Origin of the sequence: Gordonia alkaliphila, from assembly GCF_039542465.1 — a bacterium.
In the GTDB taxonomy this organism is placed as follows: Bacteria; Actinomycetota; Actinomycetes; order Mycobacteriales; family Mycobacteriaceae; genus Gordonia; species Gordonia alkaliphila.
In genome coordinates, this window is record NZ_BAABIE010000013.1 from 1 (window position 1) to 14,291 (window position 14,291).

Annotated in this window: 14 protein-coding genes; 8 read left to right on the forward strand and 6 right to left on the reverse strand. The window is 67.5% G+C overall.

Annotation, left to right across the window (positions count from 1 at the left end):
- The first annotated feature begins 157 nt into the window (after nt 1-157).
- The 7 genes from ABD989_RS13595 to ABD989_RS13625 all read left to right on the forward strand — a co-directional run bounded on the left by ABD989_RS13595 (nt 158) and on the right by ABD989_RS13625 (nt 5,170).
- Nucleotides 158-1,414, forward strand: a complete 1,257-nt coding sequence (locus ABD989_RS13595; protein WP_345313979.1) for a terminase large subunit domain-containing protein — start codon at nt 158-160, stop codon at nt 1,412-1,414.
- Complete coding sequence (locus ABD989_RS13600) at nt 1,411-2,691, forward strand: phage portal protein (protein ID WP_345313891.1); 1,281 nt, start codon at nt 1,411-1,413, stop codon at nt 2,689-2,691. The genes ABD989_RS13595 and ABD989_RS13600 overlap by 4 nt, the downstream gene beginning before the upstream one ends.
- Nucleotides 2,691-3,272 carry a hypothetical protein gene (locus tag ABD989_RS13605; protein ID WP_345313892.1) on the forward strand — a complete coding sequence of 194 codons (582 nt, stop codon included), beginning with the start codon at nt 2,691-2,693 and terminating at the stop codon, nt 3,270-3,272. Before ABD989_RS13600 ends, ABD989_RS13605 begins: the two co-directional genes overlap by 1 nt.
- Nucleotides 3,269-3,712 carry a hypothetical protein gene (locus ABD989_RS13610; RefSeq protein ID WP_345313893.1) on the forward strand — a complete coding sequence of 148 codons (444 nt, stop codon included), beginning with the start codon at nt 3,269-3,271 and terminating at the stop codon, nt 3,710-3,712. The genes ABD989_RS13605 and ABD989_RS13610 overlap by 4 nt, the downstream gene beginning before the upstream one ends.
- Before the next feature lie 2 nt (nt 3,713-3,714).
- Complete coding sequence (locus ABD989_RS13615) at nt 3,715-3,894, forward strand: hypothetical protein (protein WP_345313894.1); 180 nt, start codon at nt 3,715-3,717, stop codon at nt 3,892-3,894.
- Nucleotides 3,895-4,001: 107 nt separating this feature from the next.
- A complete protein-coding gene (locus ABD989_RS13620; RefSeq protein ID WP_345313895.1) occupies nt 4,002-4,844 on the forward strand; it encodes a phage major capsid protein in 843 nt (280 codons plus the stop codon).
- Nucleotides 4,845-4,864: 20 nt separating this feature from the next.
- On the forward strand, nt 4,865-5,170 hold the full coding sequence (locus ABD989_RS13625; RefSeq protein WP_345313896.1) for a hypothetical protein: 306 nt from the start codon (nt 4,865-4,867) through the stop codon (nt 5,168-5,170).
- Between the two features lie 358 nt (nt 5,171-5,528).
- On the opposite strand, the gene ABD989_RS13630 is transcribed toward ABD989_RS13625, so the two are convergent.
- The 3 genes from ABD989_RS13630 to ABD989_RS13640 are packed head-to-tail and all read right to left on the reverse strand — an operon-like array spanning nt 5,529 to nt 7,714.
- Nucleotides 5,529-5,906: a fluoride efflux transporter FluC gene (locus tag ABD989_RS13630; RefSeq protein ID WP_246996665.1), complete on the reverse strand. Its 378-nt coding sequence runs from the start codon at nt 5,904-5,906 to the stop codon at nt 5,529-5,531.
- Complete coding sequence (locus ABD989_RS13635; protein WP_246996666.1) at nt 5,903-6,337, reverse strand: fluoride efflux transporter FluC; 435 nt, start codon at nt 6,335-6,337, stop codon at nt 5,903-5,905. The genes ABD989_RS13630 and ABD989_RS13635 overlap by 4 nt, the downstream gene beginning before the upstream one ends.
- Nucleotides 6,338-6,370: 33 nt before the next feature.
- Nucleotides 6,371-7,714: an NAD(P)-binding domain-containing protein gene (locus ABD989_RS13640; protein WP_345313897.1), complete on the reverse strand. Its 1,344-nt coding sequence runs from the start codon at nt 7,712-7,714 to the stop codon at nt 6,371-6,373.
- Between the two features lie 206 nt (nt 7,715-7,920).
- On the opposite strand from ABD989_RS13640, the gene ABD989_RS13645 reads away from it, so the two are divergent.
- Nucleotides 7,921-8,517, forward strand: a complete 597-nt coding sequence (locus ABD989_RS13645) for an FKBP-type peptidyl-prolyl cis-trans isomerase (protein ID WP_345313898.1) — start codon at nt 7,921-7,923, stop codon at nt 8,515-8,517.
- A gap of 25 nt (nt 8,518-8,542) precedes the next feature.
- Here ABD989_RS13645 and ABD989_RS13650 read toward each other — a convergent pair whose 3' ends face one another.
- The 3 genes from ABD989_RS13650 to glnA form a co-directional block, all read right to left on the reverse strand.
- Nucleotides 8,543-9,646: an esterase/lipase family protein gene (locus ABD989_RS13650; RefSeq protein ID WP_345313899.1), complete on the reverse strand. Its 1,104-nt coding sequence runs from the start codon at nt 9,644-9,646 to the stop codon at nt 8,543-8,545.
- 34 nt (nt 9,647-9,680) lie between these two features.
- Complete coding sequence (locus tag ABD989_RS13655) at nt 9,681-12,686, reverse strand: bifunctional [glutamine synthetase] adenylyltransferase/[glutamine synthetase]-adenylyl-L-tyrosine phosphorylase (protein WP_345313900.1); 3,006 nt, start codon at nt 12,684-12,686, stop codon at nt 9,681-9,683.
- Nucleotides 12,687-12,886: 200 nt separating this feature from the next.
- Nucleotides 12,887-14,224: a type I glutamate--ammonia ligase gene (gene glnA, locus ABD989_RS13660; protein WP_345313901.1), complete on the reverse strand. Its 1,338-nt coding sequence runs from the start codon at nt 14,222-14,224 to the stop codon at nt 12,887-12,889.
- Nucleotides 14,225-14,291: the final 67 nt, after the last annotated feature.

A 14,291-nucleotide genomic window follows, 5' to 3' on the forward strand; every position in this document is an offset into this window, starting at 1 on the left:
GCCGACTCACCCCGACCACCGACACCGACTCGCAGACGGAGGTGAGCACCGATCCACTGATGGAACTACCCGCCTGATCACCAACGAAGGATCAGAAACCAGTTACACCACTACCCGGGACTTGACCCTCGACTCCCGTGCTCGCACGGTCGGTTTGATGTTCCCGCGTGGCTCGGGGAAGACGACGCTGACCGCCGCGATCGGGCTCTACAGCTTCTTCTGTTGGGGTGATGGCGCGAACGTGGTGGTGTTCGCTGTCGACGAGCGTCAGGCGGGTCTCGCGTTCTCGGCTGCGCGCCGGATGGTGGAGTTGTCTCCCGAGCTCGCCGAGCGCTGTCAGGTGTTCAAGGACCGCCTGTACATTCCGGCGACGGACTCCAGCTTCACGGTGTACCCGGCTTCCCCTGCAGCGGCTGAGGGCCTTGATTACGTGATGGCGATCGTTGACGAGGCCGGCGTGGTGAACAGGGACTTGTTCGAGGTTGTCCAGCTCGCTCAGGGTAAGCGTGAACGCTCGGTCCTGGTGGCGATCGGAACGCCTGGCCCGAATGTCGAAGACCAGGTTCTTCTGTCGCTGCGCGAGTACGCGCTCGCCAATCCTGGCGACACCACGATGCGGTGGAGGGAACATTCCGCTGTTGGTTTCGAGGACCATCCCGTCGACTGCGAACATTGCTGGAGCCTGGCGAATCCGGCGTTGGACGACTTCTTGCACCGCGATGCGCTGGTGGCTCTTCTGCCGCCGAAGACTCGGGAGGCTACGTTCCGGCGTGCTCGTCTGTGCCAGTTCGCTACCGATGTGGATGGCGCCTTCCTGCCGCCCGGTGTGTGGGACAGCCTCGGCAACGGTGAAGGTGTTCCTGAGGGCCTGGAAGTCGTTGTGGCGCTTGATGGTTCGTTCTCTGATGACACGACGGCCCTGCTCGTCGGCACGGTGTCGACGGAACCTCACTTCGACAAGATCCGCGTGTGGGAGAAGCCGCCTGGTGATGATTCTTGGCGGGTGCCGGTCGCCGAGGTGGAAGACGAGATCCGGCAGGCCTGCAAGCGGTGGCAGGTCGTGGAGATCATCGCCGACCCGTTCCGGTGGACCCGCACTCTGCAAGTCCTGGAATCGGAGAAGCTGCCGATCCTGGAGTTCCCGCACTCGCCGTCTCGCTTGACCTCGGCGACCGGCACCCTGTACAGCGCTGCCTTGAACGGCAAGCTGAGCCACTCGGGCGAATCCACCTTGGCCGCGCACGTCGGTGCCGCGGTGATCGTGGAGGACGCCCGGGGAATCCGCCTCGCCAAACAGTCGAGGTCTCGGAAGGCCCGCAAGATCGACCTGGCCGCGTGCTTGGTCATGGCGCACTCACGAGCTACGTGGCGCGCTACCCGCAACACCCGCAGAAGAACACGGAGTTTCCGATGACTGACACTTTGACCACCCTGCTGCTGCAGCTCGACCAGCCCGCGGCGATCTACGCCGAGAACGAACGGTACTACTCTGGCCGGCAGGCTCTCGCGTTCCTGGCCCCCGAATCCCGAGATGCGCTCGGTGACCGGTTCGGACGAATGGCAACGAACGTTCCTCGCCTGACGATCACCAGCCTGACCGAGCGGCTGCGCGTCACCGGCTTCTCCGGCGTCGACGTCTGGGATGACTGGCTCAGGAATGATCTCGATCAGCAGTCCACCATCGCGCACCGTGAAGCACTCCTCCTCGGCGCCTCCTACGCGATCGTGTGGGCCGACCAGTTCGGCAGGCCCAAGGTCACCATCGAATCGGCGCGGCAGGTCACCGTCATCACCGACCCCGGTACCCGGCAGATCGTGGCCGCGCTGAAGCGGTGGGAGACGGAGACGACGACCGAGGCTGTCCTGTACGGCCCGCACGAGATTGTGCGCCTTCGTGCCGAGCAGACCGGTGCGACGACGGCAGGCTTCAAGGTCATCGAGACGTTGGCGAATCCGCTGGGCATCGTCCCCGTCGTCCGGCTGACGAACTCGGATCGACTTCTCGACGATGGTGTCTCGGAGATCGAGGACCTGAAGCCGCTGATCGACGCTTTGAACAAGCTGTTGACGGACATGCTGGTGACCTCCGAATACGTTGGCCGGCCTCGCCGCTGGGCCACCGGAATCGAGATGGAGGAAGACGAGGACGGTAACGCGATCAACCCCATCCCGGAAGGCGATCGGGCGATGATCTCGGAGAACCCGGACTCGAAGTTCGGTCAGCTCGAAGCCGCGGATCTCGGAGGCTACGAATCGGCGGTCCGCATCCTCCTCGGGCAGATCATGGCGGTCTCCGCTCTGCCTGCGCACTACATCGGGCAGTTGACGGCAACCCCGCCATCGGCGGACGCTCTGCGCGCTGCAGAAGCGTCACTGACCGCCCGCGCTCAGGCACGACAGCAGGTGTTTGGTCGCGCGTGGGAGCAGGTGGCCCGACTCGTCGTCGCTGTCCGTGACGGTATCGATCCGCTGATGGTGGAACCTCGGGTGATCTGGGCTGATCCGGCTACCCGCTCGATCGCCCAGGAAGCCGACGCCGTGGTGAAGCTGTTCTCGTCGGGTCTGTTGCCCGCCGACTACGCCCTGCAGCGCCTCGGGTACGGGGATGACGAGATCCTTGCTATCCGGCAGGCCCGCCGTACCGCTGCGCTCGACTCCACCGCCGTGGATCTGTCGAAGCTGGTGGGTTGATGGCTCTCACGGACACGCTGAAAGCGTTGGCCTCCGACACCGAGCAGGTCGTGATCGCCGCCTACAGGAGCTTCCTGGAAGGTCTCATCGACCGAGACGACACTGTTGTTCTCATCGCCCAGGCCATCGCCGAGGCGAACGGACGAGCCCGGAGCTTGGCAGACATGTCGGTCGCCGCCCAAGTGATGATCGAACTGCAGGAACCGGTGCCGGTGTCCGGTGTCGACTACCCGAACGATGTGCCGCGCCTGCAGAAGGCCGCCGAGACGGTTCTGACGGTCGCCGAGGGCTCGGAGGTACCGGAAGCCATCATCGGACGGTTGGCCCGCTCGGAACCGCTGGAGGCCGCGGCGTCGACGTACTCGGACGCGATGGTCCGGTCGGGTGTCACGAAAGGGTGGGTCCGGCAGAAATCGGCGTCAGCGTGCCAGCTCTGCGAATGGTGGTGGCGCGCTGGCCGCGTCTGGCCGGCAGAACACCCGTTCCAGCACCACAAGGGCTGCACCTGCACCCCGAAGGTCGTTCTGAAGGAAGGAATCAAGGAGACATGGAAGACAGCACGAGCGAAGGGCATCCGATGACCGAAGTAGATCAGCAGCTCGACACCGAGCTTGTCGCCGACGAGGTACGGCAGGAGAGCGCAGGCCCTTCTGCGCCGACCGGCGAAGAAGTCACGGATGACCTTGAAAAGCCCGAGGACGAGCCCGAGACGTTCCCACGCGAGTACGTGGAGAAGCTGCGCCAGGAGAACGGGAAGTACCGTCAGCGGGCTCAGCAGGCCGACGACCTCGCCCAGCGGCTGCACACTGCGCTTGTCGCCGCCGATGGCCGACTGCAGGACCCCACGGACCTCGCCTTCGACCCGAGCCACCTGGACGACGACAACCTGACCGCGGCGATCGATGACCTGATCGAACGCAAGCCGCACCTGGCGGCCCGCCGAATTGTCGGCGACGTCGGGCAGGGTGCCACTACCACAGCAGGAGCAGTGAACCTGCTCGGAATCCTCGGAGGGAGGTGAACATGAATCTGAAGAACGAGACCGCAGAAGCCATCCTGGCCCGCATCAAGGATCTCGCCGAGAACGCGCCCGCTGGGAACGTGCGTGAACTCGCCGAGGCTTACTCGCTCGTCGTCGCCGCAAACCGGGGTGCCGGCGTGCCCGACGAGGATCGGAAGCGACGGACCGCAATGGCAATCTGATCTCAGTATGTGAGACGATGAAGGGGCGCATCTGGAATGCGCCCCTTCTTCTCGTCCTGGCGACGATCTAGAAATTCTCAATTCGTAGATCGCCCCAGGAGGCACCAATGGCTGAATCCACCGCCACCAATCCCACCCTTCTCGCCGATCAGGTCGCGTCCCTGCTCGTCCAGCCCCTCGAAGCCGCGTCGGTCGTCCTCGCGTCCGGTCCCCGGATCTTCGACACCGCACGCGAGCTCCGCATCCCCAAGCTCGTCTCCGGCTCCACCCCCGGCTTCGTCGGTGAAGGCGCCCTGATCCCCGACACCGCAGACGCGAGCTTCAGCGAGATCACCCTGATGCCGACCGAACGCAAAAGCATCAAGACGATCATGCGCTTCAGCTCCGAACTGGTCCGGCAGTCCGTCATCGGCATCGACTCGGTACTGAAGGCCCGCCTCGTCAAGGACGTCTCCGATCTCCTCGACGACGCCCTCCTGCAGGGAGCCGGGACCTCCGACTCGATCAAGGGAATCACCAAGCAGGCCGGCGTCACGACCGGCGATCTCGACGTCACCGACCCGGACAGTCTGCTCGACGCCATCGCCGCGCTGAACGCCAAGGAGATCACCCCGAACCGGTGGTTCCTGTCCGGCGCCGACTTCGCCGAACTCCGCAAGCTGAAGGAGTCCTCGACCTCGGCCCGCTACCTGCTGGAGCCCGACCCGTCGAAGGCCTCCGGCACCACCCTGTTCGGTATCCCGGCGACCGTCACGAACAAGCTGGACGCCGGGACCGCGGTCCTCGCCGACATGTCGACCGTGGCGATCGCACGCGACACCAGCCCCAGCGTGACCGTGCTCAACGAGCGTTACGCCGAATACGACCAGGTAGGTCTTCGTGTCACGTGCCGCTACGACCTCGGCCTGCTCCACCCGGAGGCGGTCTCGGTCCTGACCGCCACCCCGTAATGGCACCATCAGGGCAGGACGTGGCCGCGTTCCTGGGGAAGGAAACTGATCCTGGTGCGGTCGCGCTCGCCGAACAGCACGTCCAGATCGTGACAGCGATGGCCCGCGCCTACACCCGCGGTCGTGGCTTCTCGGCAGCTGGCGACCCGTCCGAGGACGTTGCCGCAGTCATCACGACGGCAACGGCACGGTTGGTCACCAATCCTGGGCAGCTCGCCTACGACCAATCTGCCGGCCAATTCTCGACGTCGGTCCGTGACTCGTTCGCGGGCTGGACGTTGGCGGAACTGTTCGTCCTGAACCGGTATCGGCGGAAGGCACAGTAGGAAGACTCGCGTTCCCGGCGCTCCCCGGTTGTAACGCGACGAGGCCCAGCGGAGGACCATCCCCGCTGGGCCTCATTCCGTCCGCAGTGCGTCCGCAGTAGATCCGAAACAGCCCGTCAGCACCAAACGCACACAACGCTTTGACCTGCACGAACAACGCCACCAAAACTCCGGCAACGTCAGCAAACCCCCAGGACGCAATTCCAGATGTACTACGACTGCTGATCGGCCACGGCTGACGACACGACTCCGCCCGCGCGACCTACGTCGCGCGGGCGGAGTCGTTCGCGCGGGGAGTCAGCCGTCGTTCCGCACGCCGGCGAGAAGACGTGGCTGATGGCCGGTGCAACCGCCGCCGTCAGAACAGGGAGGCGGCGGCGACGCCGAGTGCGGCGGCGGCGACCGCCGCGACGAGCGTGCCGAACAGTGCCGCGGCGGCCGCACGCCACCGGCCGCCGCGAGCCAGGGTGGCGACGTCGTACATCGCGGTGCTGAACGTGGTGTACCCGGCGCACATCCCGGAACTGAGGACGATCCCCCACTCCGCGCCGTCACCGCTGAAGATCGCCAAGCCGGTGAGGAAGCCCAGCACGAAGCTGCCGACGACGTTGATGCTGACGGTTCCCCACGGAAAGGCGGGTCCCGCCCACGACCGCACCAGAGTGTCCTGGCCGTAGCGGAGCAGCGCGCCGAGGCCGCCGAATACGCCGACGCCCAGGAGCAGCCACACGCTCATCGGAGGCCGCCCGCGCGGCGCAGCCCGTGCGCGGCCCAGATGCCCAGCGCCACCGCAGCCAGCCCGGCCGACAGGCTGGCTGCGGCATATGCCGCCGCCAGTGGAAGCCGATCGCCGCCGGCCAGCAGTTCGATCTGCACCGCGAAGCTGCTGTAGGTGGTGAACGTGCCGAGGAAGCCGGTGCCCAGGCACAGGCGCACTCGTCGACGGGTCCCGGACTCGGGTTCGGTGGTCTCTGATCCGGTGGTCTCTGATCCGGGAGTCTCGGGGCCGGCGAGCACCAGTGACTCCAGGAGCAGGCCCAGTGCCAGCGCGCCGACGACGTTCACCACGAACGTCGCCAGCGGGAAGCCGCCGCGGTCGCCCAGCGCCTCCTCGACGAGGTAGCGGGCCGGGGCACCGAGCAGTCCACCGAGGAAGACCCAGAGCATGGTAGTCCCGCTTCCCCGGGTGCGCCCCGTCGTCTAGCCGGAGGTCTGCAGGTACCGCTCCAGACTGTCGTCCAGTTCGTCCATCCACCGGGTGTGGTGAGGAATGCTACGGGTTCCGGTCATCACCGACGTGTAGGTGTAGTCGCGGTACCCCATGATGTCGGCGGCCTTGTCGTTCTTCCAGGCCAGGAAGATCTCCACCACCCCGTCGACGTCGAACTGCGGGTAGTCGGTGAGGTTCACCAGATCCTGGACGTAGTCGCCCTGGAACCGGATCTCGTCGGCGGCATCGGCGAGGGCGACGAAGCGCTTGCGCCACTCGGCGATCGACGCGTCCCGCTCGCTGCGGTCGGGCATCGCGGAGCGGCCCAGAATCAGGTCCCGGACGTACCAGGCCTGCGCGTCGAACATGTTGAAGGTGAACCACTGGTCCTGGGCGCCGACGTAGAACAGCTTCGGATTGTCGTTCCACACCACACCGCGGTAGAGCCCGTCCGGGTACACGTTGTTCGGCGACCGCAGACCCAGGTCCTCCGGCAGGTACGCGTACTTGTGCAGGTAGCCGGTGCACACGATCACCGCGTCGACGTCCTTGGTGGAGCCGTCGATGAAGTGCACCGTGTTGCCGTCGAACCGCTCGATGCCGGGCCGTTCGGAGAAGCCGTCGGGCCACTGGTAGCCCATCGGCTGGGTGCGGTAGCTCGCGGTGACCGAGCGGGCGCCCATCTTGTACGCCTGGCTGCCGATGTCCTCGGCCGAATAGCTCGAACCGATCACCAACACGTCCTGATCCTTCAGGCCCTCGGCGCCGCGGAAGTCGTGCGCGTGCGTCAGCATGCCCGGGAAGGTCTCGATCCCGGCGAAGGTCGGGAAGTTCGGGTAGGAGAAGTGACCGCTGGCCACCACCACGTAGTCGAAGGTCTCGGTCGAATCGGCCGCGGTCGGCAGCGTCTGGCTGGTGACGGAGAACTGTTCGGTGTCGGCGTCGTACGACACCCAGCGCACCGCGGTCTCGAAGCGGATGTACTTGCGGACGTCGCTCTTCTCCACGCGGCCGGCGATGTAGTCCCACAGCACTTCGCGCGGCGGGTACGACGACACGGGACGACCGAAGTGCTCGTCGAAGGAGTAGTCGGCGAATTCCAGGCCCTCCTTGGGGCCGTTCGACCAGAGGTTCCGGTACATGCTCGACGGCACGGGCTCGCCGTAGCCGTCCAGTCCGGTCCGCCAGCTGTAATTCCACTGTCCACCCCAGTCGGTCTGCTTCTCGTAGCACACCAATTCGGGGATCTCTGCTCCAGCCTGGCGCGCGGCCTCGAAAGCGCGCAGCATGGCCAATCCACTCGGTCCGGCACCGATAATCGCTACCCGGGACATGTAAAACCTCGCGTTCTGCATCTACTCAAATAACTCGGTGACGAGACGCGGTACACAGCGGTCGCGGCCTGGGTTCGGGCCTGCGACGGGACACGCTCGCGGGAGGTCGTCCCGGGCGGTATCCCACAAATCTTCCGCCGGTACTCCACACTCGCGCACCAACAGGCCCTCTGACCTTATCAAACTGTTCGGTAAGGTGACTTTCCATGAGACTCAAGCCCATGCTCCTGTTGCCCGTCGCTGCCTCCGCGCTGCTGCTCGTCGGCTGCTCGTCCGACGATTCGTCGAGCAGTGCGGACACCACCGGCGCCGCCCAGTCGGCCACCGACGGCGCGGTCACCGCGACCTCCTGCCCGAGCACCGAACCGGCCGCCGACACCGCACCGCAGTGGACCGTCACCGGCACCACCGGATCGATCGCCGTGGTGGGTCAGTCCGACACCACCGCACCGCTGATCACGGTGAAGGACAAGCCGTTCACGGTGGACAAGACCGAGGTCAAGACGCTGGAGGCCGGCGACGGCGCAGTCGTCACCGACAGCGAGATGATCAGCGTCTGCTACCAGGGCGTCAACGGCGCGACCGGCGAGGTGTTCGACAGCGCGTACGCGCGCGGCGAGGCCGCCGAGTTCAGCGCGGGCGGCGTGATCCCCGGTTTCGCCGAGGCTCTCGTCGGCCAGAAGAAGGGTTCCAGCGTCGCCGTCGTGATCCCGTCGACCGACGGGTACCCGCAGGGCACGCCGGACGGCTCGATCAAGCCGGGCGACACCATCATCTTCGCCCTGAAGATCCTCGACAACTGATCGCACAGCGACCCCAGCGGGGACCTCACCGGATCGCGGTGCGGTCCCCGCTCTCGTTCCTCACCCCTGCACACAGTTCGTCACCGGACCGCTCGTCACGGGTGTCGCGACCCTGTTGCCGCCTCGCGCACGGGGCTCGCGGCGGCGACCCGCTGTCAGGGTCGCGACACGCCGGGGTCAGGGACGGCCGACGGTAGGTCAGCCGGACCGCGGCCGTCGCGGTGTGTTGGCGAACGGTGTGATGAATTCGGGCGCGCCGGCCATGCCGCGCAGCGAACTGCCGGAGATGTTGGTGTACTCGATGCCGGGCAGATAGGGGTGGCCGTCCGGGTTCATCTCCGCGATGAAGAGGGAGCCGTCCATCATCTGCGGCAGTGCTTCGCACGGCATCACCAGCGACGGATCGACGCCCAACCGGTTCCGCAGGGTCGCCATCGCGTGCTTGGTCCCGTCCAAGGGCCGCCGTCCCCTGCCACAGCGGCGCCAGGGAGATGTACTTGCGGATCTTGCCCTCGCCACCGAGGAAGCGGGCCCAGTAGTTCGGGATCAGGGTGCCCTGCGAGTGCCCCACCACATCCACCTGGTCCGCTCCGGTCGCGGCCAGTACCTTCTCCACGAACTCCCCGAACTCGGCGGCGCTCACTTCGATGCGCCGCATGCCGCCGAGCGCCGAGATCGGCCAGTTGGCGTGTTCGACGGCGCCGTAGGTGAGGGTGAACACCGCATAGCCCGCGTCGGTGAGCAGCGGGACGTAGGTGCCCCAGTTGGTCTGCGCTCCGCCCGCGGTCCCATGCACCAGAATGACCGGCACCGGGTGCGCCGGATCGAGCGGTTCGTCCCAGCGAGATTGGCCCCGGGCAGACTGCGACCGGGATGGGCGATCTCCGGGGCGATGCCGGAGAAGAAGTCGTAGACCACGCGGTTCTGCGCCCGCTGCTGTTTCGGCCGCAGTTCGAGGAGCGCCTCCCACGGCACTCGACGCGGCGCCTCGTGCCCCAGCACCAGCGCCGGCTGCGCCAGCTTCTGCCCCACCAGCAGCGGCACGGTCACGACGTCGCTCAGCGCACGACCCACGGTGTCGCGGTCCACCTTGCGCAGCGCGCGGTTGTACAGCGAGAGCATTCTTCACTTCGCACTGACCGTTTACTCGCCTCCCGCCCCGGTCATTCCCCGAATACCTCGGTCACCACACCCTTCGCGCGTCGGGTGACGCGCAGGTAGTGCTCGAGGAACTCGACGGCCTCGTCCTGCGGCCACCCGGCCGCGTAGGCGATCGCGCGGAGTTCGCGCCCGGGCCCGGGCAGCTGGTCGACGGGCTTGCCGCGCACCAGCACCAGGGCGTTGCGCGCCCGCGTCGCCGTCAGCCAGGCCTCGGTCAGCATCGCCACCTGCTCGGCGGGCAGCAGCTCGGCGGCCTCGATGGCCTCCAACGCCTCCAGCGTGGACGTGCGGTGCAGCTCCGGATGCTTGTGGGCGTAGCGCAGCTGCAGCAGCTGCACGGTCCATTCCACGTCGGCGAGGCCGCCGCGCCCCAGCTTGGTGTGCGTGGTCGGGTCCGCGCCGCGCGGCAGGCGTTCGGCATCCACCCGCGCCTTGATGCGCCGGATCTCGCGCACCGCGTCGGCGGACACTCCCCCCTCGGGATAGCGGATGGCGTCGATCATGTGCAGGAATTCGAGGCCCAGTTCCGGGTCGCCGGCCACCGCGTGCGCGCGCAGCAGCGCCTGCACTTCCCAGGCCTGCGCCCACTGCTCGTAGTAGGCGCGGTACGACGCCAACGACCGCACGATCGGGCCGTTCTTGCCTTCCGGACGCAGCCCCACGTCCACCTCGAGCGGCGGGTCCGCGCTCGGGGTGCCGAGCAGGGCCCGCACGTTGTCGGCGACGTTCTGCGCCCAGCGCAGCGCCGTGGTCTCGTCCTCGCCCTCGATCGGGTCGCATACGAACAGCACGTCGGCGTCCGAGCCGTAGCCGAGTTCGCCGCCGCCGAGACGGCCCATCCCGATCACCGCCATGCGAGCCGGGACCTCCCCCGATTCGTCGGTCGTGGCGGCGATGACCTTCTCCAGCGCCGCGTTGATCACGGCGGCCCACACCGTCGACAGGGCCCGGCACACCTCCCGCACGTCCATCAGGCCGAGCAGGTCCGCCGAGGCGATGCGCGCCAGTTCGGCACGACGGTGCGAGCGAGCCACCGCGATCGCCTTGCGCGGGTCGGCCTGCCGACGGACCGAGGCGATCAGGCCCTTGACCACCTCGTCGCTGGTCACCTCGCACAGCTTGGGGCCGGAGGCGCCCGAGGAGTACAGCGCGATCACGTCGGGCGAGCGCATCAACAGGTCGGCGATGTACTCGGACGTGCCGAGCACATGCATCAGCTGCTCGGCCACCACCCCGTCGTCGCGCAGCAGCCGCAGGAACCATTCGGCGTCGACCAGCTCGTCGCACAGGCGCCGATAGTTGAGCAGCCCAGCGTCGGGGTCCGGGGTGTCGCTGATGTGCTGCAGCAGGCCCGGCAGGATCAGCATCTGGATCTGACCGCGGCGGCCGCGCGCGGAGCCGAGCGCCTTGATGTGCGCGAGCGCCCGCTCCGGCTTGGCGTAACCGAGCGCGGCGAGTTGCCGCTGCGCGGACTGGTTCTGCAGATACAGCGAATCCGTGTCGAACCGGGTCACCGCCTCCAGCAGCGGGCGGTAGAAGAGCTTCTCGTGGAGTTGCCGCACACGCGTGCGCTGTCGGCGCAGTTCGCGGCGCAGCACCTCGGTCGCGTCGCTGCGTCCCTCCGGCCGGATGTGCGCGGCCCGGGCCAGCGGGCGCAGGGCGGCCGCATCCTGCAGGTCCGGCAGCAGGTGGGTGCGCGACAGTCGCTGCAGCTGCAGCCGGTGTTCGAGGCCGCGGAGGAACTCGTAGGAAGCGTGGAGGTTGGCGCCGTCGGTGCGGCCCACGTAACCGCCGTCGGTGAGCGCGTCGATCGCGTCCAGGGTCGACGCGACGCGCAGGCTCTCATCGGCGCGACCGTGCACCATCTGCATCAGCTGCACCGCGAACTCGACGTCGCGCAGGCCGCCGCGCCCCAGTTTCAGGTTGCGGTCGCGTTCGTTCTCCGGCACCAGCGCTTCCACCCGGCGCCGCATCGCCTGGACGTCGACCACGAAGTCGTCGCGTTCGGCGGCCGACCACACCAGCGGCGCGGTGGCCTCGGTGTACTCGCGGCCCAGCGCCAGGTCGCCGGTCATCGCACGCGCCTTCAGCAGCGCCTGGAACTCCCACGTCTTGGCCCACCGCTGGTAGTAGGCCAGGTGCGAGTCGAGGGTGCGGGTCATGGCGCCGCGCTTGCCTTCCGGACGCAGCGCCGCGTCGACCTCGAAGAAGGCCAGCGAACCGACGCGCATCATCTCCCCGGCGAGCCGCGCGGAGGTGGTGTCGGCGGGTTCGGCGACGAAGACGACGTCCACGTCGCTGACGTAATTCAGTTCGCGCGCACCGCATTTGCCCATCGCGATCACCGCGAGTCGCCCGGTGAGCGGATCGTCGCCGAGCACCTCGCGCACGGCGACGGCGAGCGCCGCCGTCAATGCCGCGTCGGCCAGATCGGACAGGTGCGCACCCACTTCGGGCAGGAACAGCACCGGCTCGTCCTCGACCACCGGGGCCAGGTCCTGCGCGGCCAGGCGCAACACCAGATTGCGGTAGGCCACGCGCAGCAGACTCACCGCCGTCGGCCCGCTGACACCGGCGCGGAAGAGCAGGCTGTCGCCGGCGTCCGGTTCGGGTTCGGCCTGCACCGCGGCCAGCATCTCCGCGCGGGCCTGCTCGGCCGACGGCAGCTTCTCGATCAGCAGCAGCCGCCAGGCATCGGTCTCGGCGACCAGGTGATCGCCCAGTGCGTCGGACGCACCGAGCGTGGCGAGCAGGCGGCTGCGGAAGCGCCGGTCAGTCCGCAGGAGCCGGTCAATCTCCGCCCAGTCCGCCTCGGTCTGGGCGGCCCGGATGCGGATCAGCGCGCGCAGCGCCAGATCCGCGTCGGGCGCCCGGGAGAGCGACCAGAGCACGTCGACGGCGGCCTCATCGTTCCAGCCGAGGACGTCCAGGTCCTCCCGAGCCGTCGGCTCCATGAGACCCAGTCGACCAGGGCTCGGCACCACCGAGCGTCCGCGTATCGCCGTCACGTCGTCGAGCCTATCGCCCGCCGCCGTCGATACACGGCTAGTGCCCCGTGTTGGAAATTGGTGAATGGTTCCCGCGAGTCAGATGGGCGGATGGCAAGGCGGAGGAGGGAGCCGTAGCGGCAGCTACAGCGACCGACGACAACGCCGCCAGGCGTTCATCTGGCCGCGGGATACCAACAATGAATTTCCAACACGGGGCACTAGAGCGGCAGGTAGTTCTGCAGCTCGAACGGGGTCACTTCCGCGCGGTAGGTGGTCCACTCGGCCCACTTGTTGCGCAGGAAGTAGTCGAAGACGTGCTCGCCGAGCGCTTCGGCCACCAGTTCCGACCGTTCCATCTCGCCGAGCGCGTCGGCCAGCGAGTTGGGCAGTTCGCGGTAGCCCATGGCGCGCCGCTCGGCCGGGGTCAGGGCCCACACGTTGTCCTCGGCCTCCTCGGGTAGCTCGTAGCCTTCGGCGATGCCCTTGAGTCCGGCGGCGAGCAGCACCGAGAACGCCAGGTACGGATTGCAGGCCGAGTCCGGGCTGCGGACCTCGATGCGCCGCGACGACGCCTTGTTCGGGGTGTACAGCGGCAACCGGACCATGGCCGACCGGTTGGCCCGCCCCCAGGTGGCGGCGGTCGGCGCTTCCCCGCCGTGCACCAGACGCCGGTAGCTGTTGACCCACTGGTTGGTCACCGCGCTGATCTCGTTGGCGTGCGTGAGGATGCCGGCGATGAACTGCTTGCCGGTGTCCGAGAGCTGCATCGGGTCGTCCGGGTCGTGGAAGGCGTTGGATTCGCCCTCGAACAGACTCAGGTGGGTGTGCATGGCCGATCCCGGGTGCTTACCGAAGGGCTTGGGCATGAACGTCGCGCGGACTCCGTCGCTGATCGCGACCTCCTTCACGAGGTAGCGGAAGGTCATCACGTTGTCGGCCATGCTCAGCGCGTCCGCGTACCGCAGGTCGATCTCCTGCTGGCCGGGGCCGCCTTCGTGGTGGGAGAACTCCACCGAGATGCCCATCGCCTCGAGCGCTTCGATGGCGTGGCGGCGGAAGTTGGGCGCCGCATCGTGCACGGCCTGGTCGAAGTAGCCGCCGTTGTCGGCCGGGATGGGTTCGCTGCCATCGAGCGGCATGTCCTTGAGCAGGTAGAACTCGATCTCCGGGTGCACGTAGCAGGTGAACCCTTGATCGGCGGCCTTGCTCAGCTGGCGACGCAGCACGTGCCGCGGGTCGGCCCATGCCAGCGTGCCGTCGGGCATGGCGATGTCGCAGAACATGCGCGCCGAATAGTTGCGGCCGTCGGTGTCCCAGGGCAGCACCTGGAAGGTCGACGGGTCCGGCTTGGCCACCATGTCCGCTTCGAAGACGCGGGAGAAGCCCTCGATGGCGGAGCCGTCGAACCCGATGCCCTCGGCAAAAGCGCCTTCGAGCTCGGCCGGAGCGATAGCCACCGATTTCAGATAGCCCAGGATGTCGGTGAACCAGAGACGGACGAAGCGGATGTCTCGTTCTTCCAACGTCCGCAGCACAAACTCTTGTTGACGATCCATGGCCCGACCCTATGCGCGTCCTGTTACGCCCGTGTTACACCCGACGCCCCGGGCCGCACCGCGCGCG